Below are 20,062 nucleotides of genomic sequence, written 5' to 3'. Positions count from 1 at the left end.
ATCGGTTCGGCGCGCGACGCTAACAGGAAATGGGCCGGCCGGCTGGGGCTTCAAGGCCTGGGCGGGCGGACAGTGTGCGGTGCGGCACGACCTGTGCTGCTTCGCCGCACGACTGTCCATCCCCCGGGCCCGTCAGTCCCGGCGGTACTGGGTGCGGGCGTGGTCGTTGTAGGGGGCCGGCTGGACGATGGCCTTCAGGCGGGGCAGGCCCAGATCGGCATCCGGTGCCGTGCCGCTGCCCGGATGCTCACCCCACAGCAACGTCACCTCCGTCCCCGGCTGGGCGTATTGCTTGTCCACCAGCGCCAGGCAGGCGACGGTGTCCAGCGGGTTGATGAAGCCGTTGTAGAAGGTCAGGCCGGCCAGGTTTCCGCCCGCCTCCACCCGATAGCGGCAATAATCCAGGATATAGCCGGGGTCCTCGCCGAAGACGCGGCGCACGTCGGCCTTGTCCACCACCAGGGTGACCTTGGCCCGGCGGGTATCCTCCTTGGCCTTTTCCAGGGCCTCGCGTCCGATGAAGTCGTGGTTGAAGGCCACCGACTTGCCGTAGCCCAGCTCGAACGGCGTGCAGTAATAATCCTCGATATGCTCGGAGAAGAAGCTGCCGTGCAGCGGCTTCTGCCCCTCGAAGGAGAACAGGCTGAGGCTGCGGCGGTAGTCCACCAGGTCAGGTGCGGTGTAGATGCCGGGCGTGGGCGTGGGGATCCAGCCGCTTTCGATGCCGTTGGTGTAATAGGCCTTGCCGCCGACATGCAGCATGCCCGACGGCTCACCCGCGCGCAGCAGGGCCGCCTTCACCGCGACCGCCCCGTCCCAGGTGCCGATGAACTCATAACCCGGCTGCCCCGCCATGCCGTGGCGGAAGGCGCGGAAGCTGTGGCCGGCCAGGGTGACGGGCGTGGAGTGGAAGAACTTGGTCTTAGGCAACGGCCCGCCGAACGCCCGCTCCACCACCTCCAGCGCGCGGGGGCCCTGGACCTGGTAGCGGAACAGCACGGGGTTGCCGCTTTTGCGCAAACGGCTGTCGGGGTCCGACGTGATGGCGACGTCGAAGCGGCCGGCCTTGGCGTGATAGGCCACCCAGGTCTGGGACGCTGGCACGCCGCTGAGGGTGTATTTCTGTTCCGCGTCGCGCATCAGCACGCCGTCGGTGACGATGTTGCCCTCGGCCGTCACCGGCACGAACTGCTTGGCCTGGCCGACGACGAAATTCTCGAAATCATTGGCGCTGACATAAGACAGCAGCCGGGTGGCGTCCGGCCCCTCGATGAACAGGTCGGACATGTGGTGCGACAGGTCGGAAATGGCCACACCCTCACGCCACGCCGCCTGTTCCTGGCGCCAGCCCGCGTATTCGGGCTCGATCACCGGCACGGTCCAGGCCGGGGCGTTCGGCTTCCACAACAGCCTGATGGGGGAGCCCGCCTTGTCGATGGCGTCCTGGAGTGTGGGGGCGGTACCGGGTGCAGACATGGAATAGCTCTCCCTAAAGCTGGCTTGGCCGAGCTGGTTTTGTTTATGGCCCTTAACCAATACCCTCGGCCCATCCCGCCCGGTAGCCGGAACGGTGACGACAGCTGTGTTGCAGGATCGGTGACAAAGCCGGCCCCGCGCGTCCGCGCCCTTGCGGCGGGATCGGTGCCGGGATCATTGCCGGGTCCGCACCACATTGTTGCGTGTTTGGGTGCTTATGCATCGCCCCGTCCCGCGCAACAGTGAGGGCGGAGAGGCGAAGGCGGCCCACCGGATCCGTAAACAATCGGGGATCCCAAGGGGGCCGTTCCCATCGCGGACGATCTCTCGACAACGACCAGGCCACGGGAACTTCGGGGGCGAATGCGGGCACGAGCCCGCACCCCCGGGCAGGGCCACGCCTTGCCCGATGGCCGGCGATAACGACTGGGGAGGGTTTTAGTGACGGACGCACCGATAGAGGCCGGCCTGCTGTGCAGCTATTCGCTGGAGGCGACGGTGAAGGACATCCCGGCGCTGGTGGCCGCCGGCGGTGCCATTCCAAGGGGCACGGTGATCTCCATCCCCTATCTGCACGACCAGCCGGCGGAAAGCCGGGTGGCGGCGGCCGTGGCCCTGCGGCGCCTGGGTTATGATCCCATGCCGCACATCGCCGCCCGCCGGGTGCGCTCGGCCGATGAGTTGCGTGCCTTCCTGGCGGCCGTGCGGGATGCCGCCCAGGTGGACCGCGTGCTGGTCATCGCCGGGGATTGTGATGTGGCCGAAGGCCCTTACCCCGACGCCCTGTCGGTCATCCGTGGCGACCTGCTGGCCGGCCACGGTATCCGCACCGTCGGCATCTCCGGCTACCCGGAGGGGCATCCCAAGATCGCCGCACCCGCGCTGGCCCGGGCCATGGCCGACAAGCTGGCGGTGCTGGCCGCCCAGGGCCAGGCGGCGGAGATCGCCACCCAGTTCGCCTTCGACGCCGACCCGGTGGTGACCTGGCTGGAGGATTTGCGTGGGGGCGGGGTGACGGCGCCGGTGCGCCTGGGCGTTCCCGGCCCCGCCAGCGTGAAGACCCTGCTGCGTTTCGCGGCGCTGTGCGGTGTCGGCGCCTCGGCCAAGGTGCTGGCCAAGTACGGCATCTCCCTCACCCAACTGCTGAACAAGGCGGGGCCGGACCGGCTGATGGACACGCTGTCCGCCAGGCTCACCCCGGCGCACGGGGTGGTGCACGCGCATTTCTACCCCTTCGGCGGGGTGGAGCGTACCGCCGCCTGGATCGAGGCCTACGCCGCCAAGGCCGGCCTCAAGCGCGCTTGCTGAAGGATCACGGACATGACCACCGCCTACACCCTCACGATTTCCTGCACCGACCGCCCCGGCCTGGTCTCCATTGTGAGCGGCGCCATCTTCCACAACGGCGGCAACATCATCGACGCCCACCAGTTCAATGACCGGGAGACCGGCCTGTTCTTCATGCGGGTGGTGTTTGAGACGGCGCGTCCCCCGGCAGCATTGCACGCCGCCATCGCCGATATGGCCGGCGCCCAGGGCATGATTTGGCGCATGCGCCCGCGGGATGAGCCGCAACGCGTGCTGCTGCTGGTGTCCAAGTTCGACCATTGCCTGGCCGACCTGCTGTACCGCGCCCGCATTGGGGAGCTGAACATGGTGGTGGCCGGCATCGTCTCCAACCACCCGGCGGAGGCGCTGAAGGTGTCGGACTTCGCCGGCATCCCCTTCCACCATCTGCCCGTGACCCGGGACGACAAGCCGGCGCAGGAGGTGCTGATCAAGGCGGTGGTGGCCGACAGCGGGGCGGACCTGGTGGTGCTGGCGCGCTACATGCAGATCCTGTCGGACGATCTGGCGGCATCCCTGTCCGGCCGCTGCATCAACATCCACCACAGCTTCCTGCCCAGCTTCAAGGGGGCCAAGCCCTATCACCAGGCGCACGCGCGCGGCGTGAAGATGATCGGCGCCACGGCGCACTACGTCACCGCCGACCTGGATGAGGGGCCCATCATCCACCAGGAGGCGGAGGCCGTGACCCACGCCGATTCCGCCGAGGACCTGGTGCGCAAGGGCCGCAACATCGAACAGCGCGTGCTGTCCCGCGCCGTGCGCCTGCACCTGGAACAGCGCGTGCTGCTGAACGGCCGCAAGACGGTGGTGTTCGGCGATTGAGGTCAGGGCTGGGCACGCGGCGATAAATAGTGCGCCGACCGTATGATGAGGGGCCGCCGGCGGGTATCGCGGGCGGCCCGTCTCAGCTTAGGATGGCCGGCAGGGAGGAAGGCGGCCCGGAACACCGGGCCGTAGCCCGCGACCGCGGGCGCCGGAGCGTTTCGGGAAGCGAAGCGGACTGAAACGCGAGGATAAGCCAAGGGCCCGGATGGGCCTGCCGGCGTTTGAAGAATTTAAAAATAAAACAGGATGGGAGGGCGCATGGACCGATTGCTCACGATGGCAAGCTTCGTCAAGGTCGTCCAATACGGCAGCTTCACGGCCGCCAGCAGCGACATCGGCATATCCCGCGCCCTGGTCTCCCGCCACATCGCGGATCTGGAGGGGCGCCTGGGCGTGCGCCTGCTGAACCGCACCACCCGCGCCGTGACGACGACGGAGGCCGGCCAGCAATATTATGAGACCTGCCAGCGCGTGCTGCATGAGGTGCGCAGCGGGGAGGAGGGGGTGAAGAACCTCAACGTCGACGTCCAGGGCAACATCGCCATCATCGCACCCAAATGGGTGGGCTACCTGGAGGTCAGCACCGCCCTGCTGCACTTCGCCAAGCGTTATCCCAAGGTGAACGTGCAACTGACCTTGGGGGGCGTGTCCACCAAGACGCACGACTTCCTGGAACGCGGCTTCGACATCGCGTTCCAGACCAAGACCATCCGCGATTCCATCGTGAAGGTGAAGAAGATCGCGGACATCAGCTACGTCACCGTGGCCTCGCCCGCCTACCTCAAGGGGGCCGGCATCCCCCGCCACCCGCGCGACCTGAAGGACCACCAGTGCCTGATGCAGACGTCGGAACCCATCTGGCGCTTCATGGCCGACAACGAACTGGTCCCCGTCAAGGTCAGCCCCCGCTTTTCCAGCAACAGCTACGCCGTGCTGTGCGTGGGCGCCGTCAACGATCTGGGCGTCGCCATCGTCCCCCGCCGCGTCGCCGCCCAGTTCCTGGAGGAAGGCCAGATCCAGGAAGTGATGACCGACTTCCGCCTGGAAGACCGCCCCCTGTTCGCCGCCTACGCCCCCGGCAGCAACCTGCCCAGGAAGGTGCGGGCGCTGCTGACGTTTCTGGGTGAGTGGTTCAGGAAGCACCCGCTGACATAAGCGCTACTATTGGGGAAGCTAGCCCAGAGAGAGTCGCTAGTCCATTCGAGGGCGCGCCAGCCTCTCGACCCGCATGAAGTGTTGAACGCGTTGAGGTATTTGGCGCAGACGGGCTGTGGTTGGCGGATGTTGCCGGTTCATTTCCCCTTTTGGCAGACAGTTTATTGGTGGTTCCGGCAGTTTGGGCGTCGATTATTATTCCAAACCACCCACGACATTGCGGTTATGATGGACCGGGAACGCGCGGGTTGGGAAGGCAGTCCGAGTGCCGGGGGGCTGGACATTAAGCCGGTGAAGGGCCTTCAGCCAAGGAACGCGGCTTTGACGGCGGCAAGAAGGTGACCGGCCGTAAGCACCACATCGCGGTTGATACCGAAGGGCGCCTGCTGATGGTCAACCTGACCCCGGCCGACATCTCCGATTCCGTTGGCGCCCAACAGATCCTGGATGGCCTGTGCAAGCGTTGGCCCTGGGTGACGCGATGGCGGCGCCTCGTCCGCGATTACGAGAGCCGCATCGATGTGTCCAAGGGCATGATACAATTCGCCATGGCTAGCCTGCTACTTAGGCGGGTTTGCCACCGAACCGAGTTTCCAAACGGACTCTTGCGCGCCGGAAACGTGACGATTCAGCGACAAAAGTGGAGCAAAGAGATTCTGAATCGCGACGTCGTCGAATAATTCATCATACTCTTTGTTCTCAATCGCATTGACATTGGGCGCAAACGTCTCCCCCTCGATATCTATGATCCTTTGCTGAACAGCTCTTTCTGCCCACTCAATTTTATACCTGGGAATCGCTGCTCGAGGGCCCAGAACAGACAAATATTCCATATGATCTTTCAGCATTGATTCAGAATACATATCTGAGACATGTTCCTCTATTTCATCGAATTCGAATAATATAGCTTTATTCATGATTTCTATGACGTTCGAGGGAATGTATTTTTGATTCTTTTCAATCGCGTCGGAGATTTTCTGAAGATCGTCCGTTCCCACGTAGCTGCGTAGTATGTCGATGAGACCGGCCTCCAAGTGTTGCATCATCGCTTCGACAAATGGAAATTCTTTGAAGGAGTCGGGGTCAGACAATTCACGCATAAGTTCGATCATTTGTACACTATCGCGCCAGGCGTCAAATCCACCTGGAGCTGCTGCCGTTAATTCGACCGCGAGATCTGCGAACCGAATTTCACCGCTAGATAACCACCAATCTAAAAGGAGATTAAGACGATCAACGATCCCCATATCTGTTATAATTATAGAGTTAGGTTGATTTGGGTTTTTACTCCACATGCTAATTGTTGGGAATTTTTCGGCTAATGGCAGGAATATGAGCGCAAATTCCCCCAGATCCTGTGTCGAATCTCTATCTTTTCTGGCAAAACTCCAGATGGACTGCGCGTAATTGGCTTTTAGTGCGGCGCGTGCAAACTCTTCCAATAGGTCGTATTCCTCCTCCAAATACTCTTCCAAATAATCACGTACCGATGGATTAATATAGCTGATTGTTCTGTCTCTGATGTTGATGAAACTACCTTCTAGCGTTTTTATAGATTCTTCAAAGTCTTTTGGGCCGCATGAAATACGGTACCGGTCACAAAGTACAACATGCAGCCTATCATAGGCTTGTCGCAGAATATCGCGGTCTACTCCATATTCTGAGCAAAAGAACATGGCATAAAGAAGATGGCGACATTTTTCATCTATGTGCGCTCTAAAAGCATGATTCCATAGTTCAGATGGGTTGTTTAGCATGCGCAGAAAGGCGTTAGCGTAATCTTTTGGCCGGACATATTGAATATGAATTGTGTCTGTCATCCATTCAATGATGCGCGGATTGTAATTTTTATGATCTATAATTTTCGGAATTATTCCACTAAGAATTAGTTCTTCCAGATGTTGCGAGGAGACATTTGAAACAACAAGATGGTTATAGAGAATGCGAGCTCGAATTCGCCGCCCATAGACTCCAACGTCGAGAATATATTTTGCAAATTCAAGCCGCTTGTCGGCTAGATTCTCAGACTGTTGCCGAGCATCTTCAAGAATATAGGCTCGTGTTGTTAGAATGAAACGGGCGTTGGGCGATCTACGCACACGGTTCATGAAGCGTGTAAGTTCGGAGTCTTTTGCGGCGAGCGCATGCTTATCAAGGGCAATCTTTCCAAGAAAATCATCAAAGAGAAATACTTGTCTCTTGCTGTCATGAATAGCTGCAAAACCATCTTCGAGGCTGCGAATTGGTATAAGGTCCCACCCCTGACCAAGATAAGAATAGGCGATCATTTCGCTGAGCGTTGTTTTTCCCACGCCGGGCGGACCAGAAATAATTAGAAGATGATGCTGTTCCAGCCTTCTTGACGCTTCAGAAAAGCTAGGGTTTTGGACGTAAACTTTAACATTTGTCTCGATTTCTTCTTTTGTAATGGCGGCGTAGGTGTGTGACGCAGATCGAACGATCTGATCTAGAATGGCTGCACTAGATAACCAAAGCTTGATGTGAGCCTTCTCGATGTGCACATGTTTGCGAAGCAAAGCCTTTAAATCATCTGGGCTGTATATATCACTCTCCGAAATAAGAGAGGGGCCAATTTCATTTGCCAGGGAACTTTTATTTAGAGGTGTTAGGGGGCGTGAAGTTGCCAGCAAGTAGCGCGAGGGCGAAAGTTTATCGATAGAAGGGCGCTCCTTTCGCATTACAGTTTTCAGCGCAGAGAAAGTCGAGCCCTGCATATGTTTGGCCTGAAGAATAGTTGGCGCATTGGCGTCAGCGGGAGCATGTCGCCCATCGATCCCGCTATCTGGCCCCGCACAAAACGCCTCGAACCGAATGCCAAGCTCTTCACCTAGCAGATCGCGCACAAGGTCTTCAAAATCGGCCCCATTGAGGGAGGAGAAATCTCTGCTCAAGCTGGCTTACTTTCTTATCAAGTTATGAATATGCTTAGAGTCCGTTTGGAAACTCGGTTCAGTGGAAAACCCGCCTAAGTAGCAGGCTGGCCACGGCGAATTGTATCATGCTCTTGGACACATCGATGCGGCTCTCGTAATCGCGGACGAGGCGCCGCCATCGCGTCATCCAGAGCCAACGCTTGCGCAGGCCATCCAGGATCTGTTGGGCGCCAACGGAATCGGAGATGTCGGCCGGGGTCAGGTTGACCATCAGCAGGCGCCCTTCGGTATCAACCGCGATGTGGCGCTTGCGGCCAGTCACCTTCTTGCCGCCATCAAAGCCACGTTCCTTGGCTGAAGGTGCCTTCACCGACTGACTGTCCAACATCCCGGCACTCGGACTGCCTTCCCGACCCGCACGCTCCCGGTCCATCATAACCGCAATGTCGTGGGTGATTTGGAATAACAATCGACGCCCAAACTGCTGGAACCACCAATAAACCGTCTGCCAAGGGAGGAAATGAACCGGCAGCATCCGGCAACCATGATCCGACCGCGCCAAATATCTCAGCGCATTCAATAATTCACGCAATTCGATCTGGCGCGAACAGCCTTTCGACTTCGGCTGGGGCAGCAGCGGTTCTATCAGCAACCATTCCTTATCATTCAGGTTCGACGCATACCGCTTCGTCTTATTTTCCATTTGGGCCATTCGCCCACGGCTCGCCTAGCTCCACATGCCAAGCTTGAATCATGGCACACCTACCCGCAACCTTTTCCAAACGGTCTCTCACGTCAGCGAGTGCTGCTGTCAGGTGCTCTTGCGGCATCATATGCATCCTGGTAGTTGTGACAAATGTAAATCCGCCCCACCGACAGCCGCAGGGGTGTCGACAGATGAAATTTGCCGGAAACTCGGAAAATGGGGGCAGGAGCACTCATTTGGATGAGCGGCTAATTTCCCCCCCCCAAAAAGCCCTTATTGAAAATGCCTCGCAAAATCGTCTTATGATCAGGCCGGTTTTCCGGGGGCGGTTCTGAAGGGGATATGGGTATGAGCGGACGGCATCATCGCAGGCGGCATCGTCACCATAACGGTGGCACGTTCCGGCAGGTTTGGGCCTGGCCGGTGGCGCTGGGGGTGTTGACGGTGTTCGGTTTGCTGTCGGCGCTGCTGGGGGAACACGGGGTGTGGTGGGTGTTGTCCTGGGTCACCCTGGCGGCACCGCTGGTGGTGATCGTGGCCAGCCTGTTGCGCGCCCGTCGCGCCGCCGCCGTGGGGCGGACCTGAGCGGTTGTGTCGGCTCAAGGGGACTGGATCAGCGGGGTGAGGCGGCCGCCGTCGCGGGCGTGCCCCGGCGGCGGGCCAGCCACAGGTAAAGCCCGCTGCCCAGCACGGCGATGGTCACCAGGTCCAAGAGGGCCCACAGGGCCTTCAGCGGCAGGCCGCCGTAGTCGCCGAAATGCAGGGGGCGGGAGATTTCCAGGGCCCGCAGGTACCAGGGCATGGACAGCACGGTCGTCAGTTCGCCGGTGCGGGCGTCGATCAGCATCGGGCTGAACAGCCGGGCGGTCAGGGGCGTCGCGCCCTTGGTCCATACCAGATAGTGGTCGGGCGTGCCCTGGCTGGAGCCGGGGTAGATGGCGCTCATCACCCGCATGTCGGGCAGGGTGCGGGCGGCGGTGGCGTAGGCGGCGTCGATGGAGCTGAGGCCCGTGGTTGGGGTCAGGGCCGATGTCGCCTGGCCGGCGCCGGATGGCGTGCGGGAGGCCACCACCATGGCGCGCACGTCGGTTCGCTGCCAGGTGGCGAACATCGGCGTGGTCAGTTCGTTGATCACGCCGGTGGCGCCCACCACCAGGGCCCAGGCCAGGGTGGTGACGCCCAGCAGGTTGTGCAGGTCCAGCCAGCGGACGCGGGTTGAGCGTCCCGCGCGCACCGTGCCGAAGTCCAGTTTGCGGGTGTAGGGGCCGTAGAGCACGATGCCGGAGATGATGGCGGCCAGGAACAGCAGGGCCATGGCGCCCATGAACAGTTCGCCCTTCAACCCCATGAAGAGATCACGATGCAGGCTGAGCATCAGGCCCAGGAAGGTCTGCTCCTTGGTGGCCAAGGGCTTCTGGTCCTCCACCACCTCCGCCGTGCGGGCGTCGAAGCGCAGCAGGTGGGCGACCCTCGGGTTGGTGTTCACCTGGTCCCAGCCGGGCGCCATCCAGACATAGACCTGGGGTTCGTCATCATCGGTGAAGACGGACATGACGACCTGGCCCGGGTAACGTGCCCGGGCCAGGTCGGTGATGCGGTCCAGGCTGGCCGGCGGGGTGTCCGCCGGCAGCCGGGCATAGGTGTGCGGCGTCAGCCAGTCGGCGATCTCGAACCAGAACACCAGGGGCAGGCCGGTCACGCAGATCAGCAGCAGGAACAGGGTGCAGGCCAGGCTGGTCCAGGTGTGGACCGCCGACCAGCGCCGCACCGCCGTCGACGACAGGCTGGAACGCGGGGACATTCAGGCTCTCACCATTTGGGCCTCACCACCGGTATTTGACGTTGCCCAGCACCAGCCGGCCGGCGCCGTAGGTGCAGAAGCTGCTGGCGATGCAGCCCGAGACGTAGGTGCGGTCGAACAGGTTGCTGGCGGTGGCGGAGAGGGAGAGGCCCTGCAAGGCCGCCATCTGGGGGAAGGCCTGGCCCAGATCATAACGCACGCCCAGATCCACCAGGGTGACGGACGGCACCTGGAAGGTGTTGGTGGTGTCGCCCCACGTCTCCCCGATATAACGCACGCCGCCGCTGAGCTGCATGCCCTGCGACCACAGCCAGGGCATGTCGAACGCTAGCCAACCGGACGCCATGTTCTCCGGGATGCCCGCCGGCACCTTGTTCAGGTTGGTGGTGTTGCTCTTGGTCACGTCCAGGTCGGTGTAGGTGTATGTCGCGATGGCCTGAAGCTCCTCCGTCAGGCTGGCGTGGGCCTCAAGCTCGACACCGCGCGACCGGATCTCCCCCGTCTGCACCTGGAAGGACGTGTGCAGCGGGTCGGTGGTCGCCACGTTCTGCTGGGTCAGGTTGAAAGCCGCCAGGATGACGAAGCTGTTGGAACCCGGCCGCTGGTATTTCACGCCCACCTCATACTGCTGCCCCGTCGTCGGCTTGAAGGCCGACCCGGCATAGGTGGTGCCGGTGCTGGGCTGGAACGAGGTGGAATAGCTGACGTAAGGGGCGAATCCGCTGTCGAACAGATAGACTAGGCCGGTGCGCCAGGTGAAGGCGTCGGCGTCGGTCTTGGTGGTGGTATTGGTCTTCAGGGCCAGGGTGGTGGCGTCGGTGAAATCCTCCCGCACGCCGATCAGGAAGGCCCACTTGTCGAACCGCACCTGGTCCTGGCCGTACAGGCCCGTCTGGGTCAGGTTCATGTGGGTGGAGGTGGCGTAGACGGCGGTCAGCGGCGGGATGGCCTGGCCGTATTGCGGATCGGTGATGCTGAGTTTGGGGGCCGAGCCGCCGAAGAAGACGTGGTCGAATTCCGTCTGTTGCCAGTCCACGCCGAAGGTGGCGGTGTGGGTGAGGGGGCCGGTGGCGAACTTGGCCTGGGCGTGGTTGTCCAGCGTCGCGTTCTCCACCGTGCCGTGGTTGTAATAGGCCTCGCGCGCCAGCATGGTGCCGTTGGTGCCGGCGGCCACCCCGTCCACGCCCACGTACCGCACCGTCTGTTCGTTGGTGAGGTAGCGGAAGTTCTGTTGCACCGACCAGGTGTTGTCGAAGGTGTGCGACAGGGAATAGCCCAGCGACATCTCCGTCTTGGAGAAGCCGTCGAAGCCCGGCTCCCCACCGTCGAAGTCGCGCGGGATGTGGACGCCGGGCAGCACCGTGCCGGCGGCGGGGACGGAGTTGTAGAGGCCGGCCTTGGGGTCGCGCTGGTAATTGCCCAGGATGGTCAGGGTGGTGTCGGCGTCCGGCTTCCAGGTCAGCGACGGGGCGATGGCGATGCGCTGCTCATCCACATGCTGGGTCTGGGTACCGGTGGTGAAGGCGTCGGCCGCCAGGCGGCCCAGCAGGGTGCCGCTGTCGTTCAGCTTGCCGCTCAGATCCACCGCCCCCTGGGCGCGGCCGTAGCTGCCGGTCTGCAGCATGATCTCATGCAGCGGGTCGGCCGTCGGCAGCTTGGTGCCCAGGTTCAGCAGGCCGCCGGGCGACGACTGGCCGTAGAGCACGGAAGCCGGCCCGTGCAGCACTTCCACCCGGTCCAGGGTATAGGCGTCGAAGCTGGTGATGTTGTAGCCGGCGACGGCCACGCCCGGCAGGCGCAGGCCGTTCAGGTACTCCTCGATCTGGAATCCCCGGGCGTAGAGGTATTCCAGGCTGTCGGTGTTGTTGCCGCGCTGCTCCGGCACCATGCCGGAGGTGTAGCGCAGGGCCTGCGCCACGCTCTGGACGTTCTGGTCGTCCATCTGCTGGCGGGTGACGACGGAGATGGCCTGCGGCGTCTCGATCAGGGGCGTGTCGGTCTTGGTACCGGCCGCACTGCGCGTGGCGACGTAGCCGACGCCGGGGCCATAGGCGCTCTGCGCCGCCGTGTCGTCGCCCTGGCCCTCCACCCGCACGGCACCCAGGTGCAGCACGCCGGGGGCGGCGGCACCTTGCGGGGCCGGCTCCAGCGACACGGTGGTGGGGCCGGTGAAGCGATAGGCCAGGCCGGTGCCGGCCAGCAGCTGGGCCAGGCCCTGCGCCGGGGTGTAGGAGCCGTTCAGCGCCGTGCTGCGGAGGCCCTTCACCAGGCTGACGTCGTAGAACACCTGCAGGCCGGCGCGGCTGGTGAAGGTCAGCAGTGCGGCGTTCAGGTCCTGGGCCGGGATGGTGAAGGTCTGCTGGCCGGCCGCCGCTGGGGCGGGGGCCGCCTGCTGGGTGGTCTGTTGCGCCCCGGCCGTGCCAGCGGCCAGCATCGCGGTGGCCAGCAGCGCCAGGCCGCTGACCGTCGCCTTCAGGCGATACCGCCGACCCTGTTCCATGCCCCTCATCACGTCCATCCTTTCACGCCTTGCCGATAGAAATGCGAATACGTTGCATTCGCTCTCTAGCTGGGACGGAAAAGGCGGGGGGAGTCGGTAACGCTTTTTCAGCGATTTTTTTAGGTCGCCGGAAATGCGCGGAAAATTGCCGAAACCCCCCGGAAATTACCGCCGCGAAGACGCCAGAAATCTCAGTAAAGCACCGTCACCAGGGGGGGCAGGGCGGCGGTGCGGGCGTGCAGTTCGCGCGCCACGGTGGCGAGCGTCGCGTCCGGGTCGGTGGTGTCGAACACGCCGCTGACGGTGCGGGCCGCCAGCTCGGCCCCGGCCACCACGATGCGGCCGTGGCGATAGCGGTTGAGTGTCGCCACCACCTCACCCAGCGGCTGGTGGTCGAACACCAGGCGGCCCTGGCGCCAGGCGGTGGCCAGTTCCACGCTGGCCTCCCGCACCGGCTCCAGCCCCATGGCGGAATAGCGCACCGCCTGGCCGGGGGACAGCACCCGTTGGTCGCCCGCGGGCTCCGTCACGGCGACGGTATGTTCCGTCACCGTGACGTCCACCGCGTCGGCCAGCCGGTCCACCATGAACTGGGTGCCCAGCGCCCGGGCGGTGCCGCCGGCGGCCTCCACCACGAAGGGCCGGTGCTCCGCCCCCGCCATGGGCGCGACGGTGAAATAGGCGACGCCGGCCAGCAGGGCCACCCGCCGTTCCCCGTCGCTGTAGCGGGTGGCGATGGCGCTGGCCGGGCCCAATTCCACCACGCTGCCGTCGGCCAGGGTGAGGCTGCGCTGCTGTCCGGGATTGGTGCGCGCATCGGCGGTCAGCAGCAGCAGCGGGTCGCCCAGCCACAGCCGGGCGCCGCCCACCAGCAGCAGCAGGCAGGCGGCCGCGGCGGCCATCTGGCGCCAGAGCGGGCGCCGCGCCTTGGGCGTGGGCCAGGCCGGCACGATGTCGCGGGCGAGCACCCCGGGGGCGGCGCGCAACTGGCCCATCAGGGCCCAGGCGGCCTGCGCCTCATCCAGGGCGGCCCCGTGCGCCGGGTCGCGGTCGCGCCAGCCGTCCAGCGCCCGCCGTTCCGCCAGCGACAGCGGGCCGCCGGCCAGGCGCGCCGCCCAGTCGGCTGCGGCCGTGTCGATCTCGTCCTGGCGTTTGTCCGGCTTGCTCAAGTCTTTGTTCCCAGGGGCTGCGGGCCCCGCTGCAATCATCAATTGTCCCGCCCTGTCGATAATAGGACGGGGAAAGGGTGCCGGTTCGGTAAGGGGGCCGGAAATCTCAATCGGATCGCAGGCGCTGCATCACCTGCTTGATGGCCCTGGCCAGGTGTTTCTGGACCGAACTGTCGGAGATTTCAAGGCGTTGCGCCACCTCGCGATAGGTCAGCCCCTCGATGCGGGTCAGCGCGAAAACCTGGCGCGTGCGCTCCGGCAGGTCCAGCAGGGCGGCCCGGACCCGGTCCAGATCATGGATGCCGGCCGACACCCGGTCCTGGCCCGGCGTCTCATCCGGGATGGCGGCCAGATCCTCCTCCGCCACCGGGGCGGTCTGCTCACGCTGCTGCTGGCGGATGTGGTCCACCGCCAGGTTGTGGGCGGTGCGGTAGAGGTAGGAGCGCTCATGCGTGATGGCCGCATCCGGCCTGCCTTGCCGCTGCTCCGCGAAGCGCAGGAAGGTTTCCTGCGTTAGATCGGCGGCCGTGTCGGCGTTGCGCACCCGCTTGTTGATGTAGCTGTGCAACTCCCGTCGATGGTCCAGGAACAGCCCTTTTAGGTCCTTGCCCGTCACGATGGTCGCGGTCCAGCCGGTTGATGTGCGATTGGTTCTCAATTGTTAACCGGCCCGCCCCCCTGTGACGCAAGCGGGCAGGCCAGGGGCGGACAGCATGCCTGCCCTGCGCCGGTCCGGTGGCCCCCGCGTACGCTTATATGATAATGAGAACTAATATTAACTTTCCTGTTATGAATGAGGCTGCGTCCGGGCCCGGACCTTGAGTGACAGGGTTTGGATGGGACGGGACGTTTGCCGGTTGAGGTGGTCGTCATGAACAAGCCCTTGATGCTCAACGACATTGCGGCATCGCTCGCATGCTGATCCCGTGGCGGAGGGACGGGGGCGGGCTGGAGGGCTGGTCATGAGTTCGGCGCGCCCAAACCGTCTGCGGCCGGTCGGACGGAACGGCGGTGGCGGCCGCCTGTGGGGCACGTCCGCCCTGGTGATGGCCGCCCTGCATGGGGGCGCCCTGGCGCTGGCGGTGTTGTGGCAGGTGACGACGGCGCAAGCGCCATCCCCACCGCCGCCGCCGGTAGCCCTGATGATTGAACTGCCGCCGGCGCCACCGGAAAAGCCCCCGGCGGCGCGGCCTGAACCGCCCAAGCCCCTGGAACGCAAGCCGGTGGACCTGCCCAAGCCGACGCCGGTGAAGAGGGCCGAGGCACCCAAGCCCCGGCCGGCGCCCAAGCCTGCCGCCCCGCCGCCGGCGGCCCCATCGCCGACCCCGGCGGAGGTGCCGCTGGCCCCGGCCATGGCCGCCATCGCGCAGGACATTGCCGCCCCCCAAGCCGCGTCGTCATCGCCCGCCGCCCCGCCGCCCGCACCCTCGGGTGACGCGGCCCCCACCTGGCAGGGCGCGCTGCGGGCGCAGCTGGAACGGTTCAAGCAATACCCGGTAGCGGCGCAGACCCGTCGCCAGCAGGGCATCGCCTACGTGCGTTTCGCCATGGATCGCCAGGGCCGGGTGCTGTGGGTGAAACTGGAGCGCGGCAGCCGGCGTGAGGCGCTGGACCAGGAGGCCGTGGCCCTGGTCACCCGGGCGCAGCCCTTGCCGCCGCCGCCGCCGGAGGTGCCGGGCGACCCGATCGAGATCGTGGCGCCTGTCCAGTTCTTCCTGAAGTGAGGTCGGCTTTATCGCGACGCGGCATTCAAGGGTGTTTGTCAGGTCGGTTGTTCAAATCGAATGAAGACATCATTCAGAATTTCTGAAAAGAAGACCGGGCCCGGCAAGTGAGGTACCGGTACCATCCTAAAATGTCGTTATTTATCAATGGGAATTCTGGTGAGGTCGAGTGGCAGGCATAAGGATGCCCCAATAAAAAGGGGGTGGAATGTTTGGCGGATGGATGTCGCATGGCCGACGCGCGATGCGTGCATCTTGCTCATGTCTTCGCGGCTGCCATATAGTCGTTCGCAGTTGCAGCATAAGCCCTAGCCCCCGGGGCCATTCCCTTGGGGGCCCCTTCCTTGAGGTAGCCATCATGTCCAACGCCATCGTCACCCCCCGCGCCCTTCTGCTCGCCAGTGCTGTCGCTGGCGCCCTGGGCTTCGCCGGCGCCGCCCGCGCCGAAAACCTGACCGCCGACACCGCCCTGAAGACCACCTTCGACGCCGTCGACGTCAACCTGTACTACCACCCCACCGCCGCCGGTTATCAGGTGGTGGTGACCGCTGGTACCCAGGATCCGGCCAGCACCGTCCGTTTCGTCTCCACGCTGATGCCGGACCAGGAAACCCTGGTGTCCGTGCCGCGGGGCGTGGGCCAGCCGGCCCTGGAACTGCACCTGCGCCGCGTGGGTGACAAGATGGAACTGGTGCGTCCGGTTTCGTAAGCGCTTCGCTTCCAAGCGTTTCTTTCCGTGAATTAAAAACCCCCGTGGCCGCCGCCGCGGGGGTTTTTGCTGTCCGGGCTCCACTGGCGACAGGACCGTGTCGTTATAGGCCGCGACTGCGGCCGCCGGAGCTTTCCGGGGAGCGCCAGCGGACTGGAAAGCGAGGATCAGCCAAGCCGCCGGATGCCAGCGCCCGGCGCCTGAGGGCGGGCATTTGATCTGCCAGGATCAAATGCCCCGTATATCAGAAGTCGAACGTGGCCCGCAGGATACCGGCGTGGCTCTGGTACTCGCGGCGCAGTTCGCCGGAGTATTCCAGGCGCAGCGTGATGCCGTCGCCCTTGTCCAGGGTGGCGCCCAGGCCGATGGCCAGGCCATTGGCGTCCGGGCGACCGGTGGTGCTGACAAAGCTGACGCCCGCCAGTTCGCCGGTGGTGGCGATGGGGCCGTTCAGATAGTCGTGCACCCAGGCGACCCGCATGTCGGGCAGCAGGCGCCCCAGGCCGGTGTCGAACTGCCCGGCGATCTTGGCGCCCAGTTCCTGGGTCACGCTGTCGACCTTCAGCGCGCCGACCGCCAGATCGGCCACGCCGCCGTCGTGTTCGCCATAGGCGTGGTTGGTCAGGCGGACCGCCCGCAGGCTGGCCTGCGGCGTCAGGGTCAGGGTGCCGGTCAGTGGCAGGTCATACCCCACCGTGATCTTGCCCATATACTGTTCGCCGCCATAGTTGGCGTTGGCGCGGGTGCCCAGGAAGTCGATCCAGCGGCGCTGGTCATAATGGTTGTAGCCGAAGCTGGCCTGGCCCTCGACCGACAGGCGATGGTCGGCGAAGTCCGGCCGCCAGACGCTGTAGGCCGTCAGCTGATAGCTGGCCGCGCGGGTCTGGCTGCCCGCCGCCGGGCCCTGGCCGGTGGCCGATCCGTTCAGCCAACTGAAGGCCACGCCGGCCATCAGCTGCGGATCGGCGAACCAGTCGGCGCCCACCACCAGGCCGGCGGTGGTGGCACGATAGCCCGCCGCGTCCTGGGTGGTGCCGCGTAAGCTCCCGGCGCCCAGGATTTCACCCCAGATGACCCCGCCCAGCGTGCCGTCGCCGGCCGAGGCGCCCGTGCCCTTGGTGCCATCCATCAGTCCGGCCACCGTCTGCTGGTGCTGGCTGATGGCGTTGGTGGAGGGCGTGATCGACAGGGCCGTCAGTTGCGGTGTCAGCTGGCTGGGCGACAGCTGGCTGATGGCCGTCTGCTGGCCCGCGGCGGACAGCTTGGCCAGGCGGGGCAGCACCTTGTCCTGGAAGGCCTGGGCGGTCGTGCTGGTGCTGGCGGCGATCTGGTCCAGAGCGATGCCCGTGCCCACCGCCGCCCCACCGGCGGCCCGGCCGACGGCAGCGTAGTTGGTGCTGGGCGTGATCGTGCCTCCACCCCCGTTGCCACCCCCGTTGCCGCCGCCGTTCCCGCCCGTGCCGCCGCCGGTGGTGCCGGTGCTGTCGGTGTTCAGCGTCAGGACCAGGTCGGTGGTGCCGTTGGCGGTGATGGTGGAACTGGTCACCGTGTAGCCGGCGGCGGTCAGTGTCAGGTTGCTGGCCGTCAGGTTGCTGCCGGCCGAGACGATGGTGTAGCTGCCGGCGGACAGGGACGTGCCGCTGGCGGCCTTCAGGGTGATGGAACCACCCGTCAGGCTGGCCGACCCGCTGATCACCAGGCTGCCGTAGCTGCTGGTGCTGCTGACCCCGATCACCAGGCCGCCGCCGGTCTGGCTGTAGCTGCCGGTGATGTTGATGGCGCTGTTCACCAGCAGGGTGGCGCCGCTGTTGATGACGCTGTGGCTGCCGACGTTGATGGTGTCGTTCAGCAGCAGCGTGCCGGAGATGAAGCGCAGGTTGGCCAGTTGGCTGGTGATGGTGCCCAGGCCGTTGCCGTAGCCCGTCAGGGTGCCGGGGGCCGCGTCCGTGCCGCCGCTGATCGCCAGGTCGTTGGCCGACAGGTTGGTGATGTTGCCGGCCAGGGTGCCGCTGTTGGCCAGGGTCCCCAGCGCACCCGTGGCCGCGATGTACAGCGCGGTGGGGGAGGACAGGGTGCCGGTGATGGACAGGCTGGTCAGGCTGCCGCCGACATAGTCGTTGGTGGCGACGGCCAGCAGGGTGTTGCCGGAAACGCTGCCCGTCTCCGCCAGGCCGGTGACGCCGCCGCTGATGGTGGCCCCGCCGTAGCTGGACCCAGCACCACCCTGGACCAGGGTGGTGCTGTCGCCCGCCAGGTAGTTGGCGGTGGCGGACAGGCTGGCGTTGACCACGCCGCCGGTGATGCTGGCGGCACCGCTGACGCTCAGCACATGGCCGTTGGCGGCCAGGGTGCCGGCGTTCTGGCTGTAGTTGCCGGTGACGCTGATGTCGCCGGCCAGGGCGAGGGTGGCCCCGGCGTTGGTGACCGTGTGGCTGCCGACGTTGACGGCGTCACCCAGGTTGAGGTCGCCGGACGCGAAGGTCAGGTTGGCGCTGGTGTTGGTAATCGTGCCGCCGGTGAAGACGCCGCCGGTGACCACCAAATCATTGGCGCTGACGTTCACCACGTTGCCGACGATGGTGCCGCTGTTGGCCAACGTGCCCAGCGTGCCGGTCGAGGCGATGTACAGCGCCGTGGCGCCGCCGGCGGTGTTGGCCAGGGTGCCGGTGACGGACAGGGTGTTGAGCGTCCCGCCGATGTAGTCGTTGCCGGCCACGGCCAGCAGGCTGGTGCCGCTGGTCGATCCGGTGGCATCCAGGCCGGTGAGGCCCGAGGTGACTATAGCGCCGGTGTAGCTGGAACCGGCCCCACCGCTGACCAGGGTCGCGCTGTCGCCCACGAAGTAGTTGCCGGTGCCGCTGAGACCGGCGGAGACGGTGCCGCCGGTGATGCTGGCGGTGCCGCTGACACTCAGCAGATGGCCGTTGGCGCCCAGCGTGCCGGCGGTCTGGCTGTAGCTGCCGGTGACGCTGATGTCGCTGGCCAGGACCAGGGTGGCGCCGGTGTTGCTGACGGTATGGCCGCCCACGTCGATGGCGTCGCCCAGGCTGATGGCGCCCGAGGCGAAGGTGAGGTTGGCTTGCGCGTTGGTGATGTTGCCGCCGGTGAACACACCCACCGTGCCGTTGGCACCGCCCGTCACCACCAGATCGTTGGCGCTGCTGTTCAGCACGTTGCCGATGATGGTGCCGGTGTTGGCCAGGGTGCCGACGCTGCCGCTGCTGGTGATGTTCACCGCCGTGACGGCGTTCAGCGTGCCGCTGTTGGTCAGCGTGCCCAGGGTGCCGCTGATGTAGTCGCTGACCAGGGTCAGGACCAGGTCGGTGGTGGCGCCATCCGCCGCCGTCCCCAAGGTGGCGGTGAAGCCGCTGGCCGAAGCGGTGAGGCCTGTCGCCGCCAGGCTGCCGCCGGCCGCGACGATGGTGTAGCTGTCGCCCGCCAGCAGGTTGGCGCCCGCCAGCGCGGTGATCGCCACCGTACCGCCGGTCAGGCTGGCGTCGCCGCTGACCACCAGTTCGCCGGTGACGCCGCTGCCGATGCCGGCCGTCAGGGTGCCGCCGGTCTGGGCATAGTTGCCGATGACGCTGACGATGCTGGTCAGCAGGACGGATGCGCCGCTGTTGACCAGCGTGCCGGTACCCACATTCACCGCGTCATTCAGGGCCACGTTGCCGCTGGCCAGCACGACGTTGGCGCCCGTGCTGGTGATGGCGCCGCCGGTCAGGCTGCCCACCACCGAACCGCCGCCGCCGG

The 20,062-nt window shown here is 64.9% G+C and carries 13 protein-coding genes and 1 pseudogene; 7 read left to right on the top strand and 7 right to left on the bottom strand.

Features of this window, described 5'->3' with window-relative positions; translation table 11 throughout:
• Window positions 1-132 precede the first annotated feature (132 nt).
• Window positions 133-1,476 (bottom strand): hypothetical protein, encoded by a 1,344-nt coding sequence (locus PW843_07500; GenBank protein MDE1146453.1) that lies wholly within the window; start codon window positions 1,474-1,476, stop codon window positions 133-135.
• 441 nt (window positions 1,477-1,917) lie between these two features.
• Between PW843_07500 and PW843_07495 the strand changes: the two genes are divergently transcribed.
• The 4 genes and pseudogenes from PW843_07495 (at window position 1,918) to PW843_07480 (ending at window position 5,378) form a co-directional block, all read left to right on the top strand.
• The gene (locus PW843_07495; GenBank protein MDE1146452.1) at window positions 1,918-2,784 is read left to right on the top strand and encodes a methylenetetrahydrofolate reductase; all 867 of its coding nucleotides are present in this window, start codon (window positions 1,918-1,920) and stop codon (window positions 2,782-2,784) included.
• 12 nt (window positions 2,785-2,796) lie between these two features.
• Complete coding sequence (gene purU, locus PW843_07490) at window positions 2,797-3,648, top strand: formyltetrahydrofolate deformylase (protein MDE1146451.1); 852 nt, start codon at window positions 2,797-2,799, stop codon at window positions 3,646-3,648.
• Window positions 3,649-3,909: 261 nt separating this feature from the next.
• Window positions 3,910-4,806 carry a LysR family transcriptional regulator gene (locus PW843_07485; protein ID MDE1146450.1) on the top strand — a complete coding sequence of 299 codons (897 nt, stop codon included), beginning with the start codon at window positions 3,910-3,912 and terminating at the stop codon, window positions 4,804-4,806.
• Between the two features lie 63 nt (window positions 4,807-4,869).
• Window positions 4,870-5,378 (top strand): annotated as a pseudogene (locus PW843_07480) (transposase).
• On the opposite strand, the gene PW843_07475 reads toward PW843_07480, so the two are convergent.
• Both PW843_07475 and PW843_07470 read right to left on the bottom strand, forming a co-directional pair.
• Window positions 5,367-7,505, bottom strand: a complete 2,139-nt coding sequence (locus PW843_07475) for a hypothetical protein (GenBank protein ID MDE1146449.1) — start codon at window positions 7,503-7,505, stop codon at window positions 5,367-5,369. The pseudogene PW843_07480 and the gene PW843_07475 overlap by 12 nt on opposite strands.
• A gap of 271 nt (window positions 7,506-7,776) precedes the next feature.
• Window positions 7,777-8,412, bottom strand: a complete 636-nt coding sequence (locus PW843_07470) for a transposase (protein MDE1146448.1) — start codon at window positions 8,410-8,412, stop codon at window positions 7,777-7,779.
• Between the two features lie 342 nt (window positions 8,413-8,754).
• On the opposite strand from PW843_07470, the gene PW843_07465 reads away from it, so the two are divergent.
• A complete protein-coding gene (locus tag PW843_07465) occupies window positions 8,755-8,991 on the top strand; it encodes a hypothetical protein (GenBank protein ID MDE1146447.1) in 237 nt (78 codons plus the stop codon).
• Between the two features lie 28 nt (window positions 8,992-9,019).
• Here PW843_07465 and PW843_07460 read toward each other — a convergent pair whose 3' ends face one another.
• The 4 genes from PW843_07460 to PW843_07445 all read right to left on the bottom strand — a co-directional run bounded on the left by PW843_07460 (window position 9,020) and on the right by PW843_07445 (window position 14,492).
• The gene (locus PW843_07460) at window positions 9,020-10,207 is read right to left on the bottom strand and encodes a PepSY-associated TM helix domain-containing protein (protein MDE1146446.1); all 1,188 of its coding nucleotides are present in this window, start codon (window positions 10,205-10,207) and stop codon (window positions 9,020-9,022) included.
• Window positions 10,208-10,229: 22 nt separating this feature from the next.
• Window positions 10,230-12,716, bottom strand: a complete 2,487-nt coding sequence (locus PW843_07455) for a TonB-dependent siderophore receptor (GenBank protein ID MDE1146445.1) — start codon at window positions 12,714-12,716, stop codon at window positions 10,230-10,232.
• 182 nt (window positions 12,717-12,898) lie between these two features.
• Window positions 12,899-13,876: a FecR domain-containing protein gene (locus tag PW843_07450; protein MDE1146444.1), complete on the bottom strand. Its 978-nt coding sequence runs from the start codon at window positions 13,874-13,876 to the stop codon at window positions 12,899-12,901.
• A gap of 106 nt (window positions 13,877-13,982) precedes the next feature.
• The gene (locus PW843_07445; GenBank protein ID MDE1146443.1) at window positions 13,983-14,492 is read right to left on the bottom strand and encodes an RNA polymerase sigma factor; all 510 of its coding nucleotides are present in this window, start codon (window positions 14,490-14,492) and stop codon (window positions 13,983-13,985) included.
• Window positions 14,493-14,838: 346 nt separating this feature from the next.
• Between PW843_07445 and PW843_07440 the strand changes: the two genes are divergently transcribed.
• A complete protein-coding gene (locus PW843_07440) occupies window positions 14,839-15,600 on the top strand; it encodes a TonB family protein (GenBank protein ID MDE1146442.1) in 762 nt (253 codons plus the stop codon).
• A gap of 358 nt (window positions 15,601-15,958) precedes the next feature.
• Window positions 15,959-16,309 carry a hypothetical protein gene (locus PW843_07435; GenBank protein MDE1146441.1) on the top strand — a complete coding sequence of 117 codons (351 nt, stop codon included), beginning with the start codon at window positions 15,959-15,961 and terminating at the stop codon, window positions 16,307-16,309.
• The last annotated feature ends 3,753 nt before the right edge of the window (window positions 16,310-20,062 follow it).

Source organism: Azospirillaceae bacterium (assembly GCA_028283825.1).
GTDB lineage: Bacteria > Pseudomonadota > Alphaproteobacteria > Azospirillales > Azospirillaceae > Nitrospirillum.
The sequence above is the reverse complement of the archived record's forward strand: the minus strand, read 5'-3'. Positions and strand labels throughout refer to the sequence as shown.

Excerpts from the sequence above, each read along its gene's own strand:
- PW843_07485 (MDE1146450.1), top strand. The coding sequence starts at position 3,910 with ATGGACCGATTGCTCACGATGGCAAGCTTCGTCAAGGTCGTCCAATAC.
- purU (MDE1146451.1), top strand. The coding sequence starts at position 2,797 with ATGACCACCGCCTACACCCTCACGATTTCCTGCACCGACCGCCCCGGC.
- PW843_07475 (MDE1146449.1), bottom strand. The coding sequence starts at position 7,505 with ATGCGAAAGGAGCGCCCTTCTATCGATAAACTTTCGCCCTCGCGCTAC.
- PW843_07470 (MDE1146448.1), bottom strand. The coding sequence starts at position 8,412 with ATGGCCCAAATGGAAAATAAGACGAAGCGGTATGCGTCGAACCTGAAT.
- PW843_07460 (MDE1146446.1), bottom strand. The coding sequence starts at position 10,207 with ATGTCCCCGCGTTCCAGCCTGTCGTCGACGGCGGTGCGGCGCTGGTCG.
- PW843_07435 (MDE1146441.1), top strand. The coding sequence starts at position 15,959 with ATGTCCAACGCCATCGTCACCCCCCGCGCCCTTCTGCTCGCCAGTGCT.
- PW843_07465 (MDE1146447.1), top strand. The coding sequence starts at position 8,755 with ATGAGCGGACGGCATCATCGCAGGCGGCATCGTCACCATAACGGTGGC.
- PW843_07455 (MDE1146445.1), bottom strand. The coding sequence starts at position 12,716 with ATGAGGGGCATGGAACAGGGTCGGCGGTATCGCCTGAAGGCGACGGTC.
- PW843_07500 (MDE1146453.1), bottom strand. The coding sequence starts at position 1,476 with ATGTCTGCACCCGGTACCGCCCCCACACTCCAGGACGCCATCGACAAG.
- PW843_07440 (MDE1146442.1), top strand. The coding sequence starts at position 14,839 with ATGAGTTCGGCGCGCCCAAACCGTCTGCGGCCGGTCGGACGGAACGGC.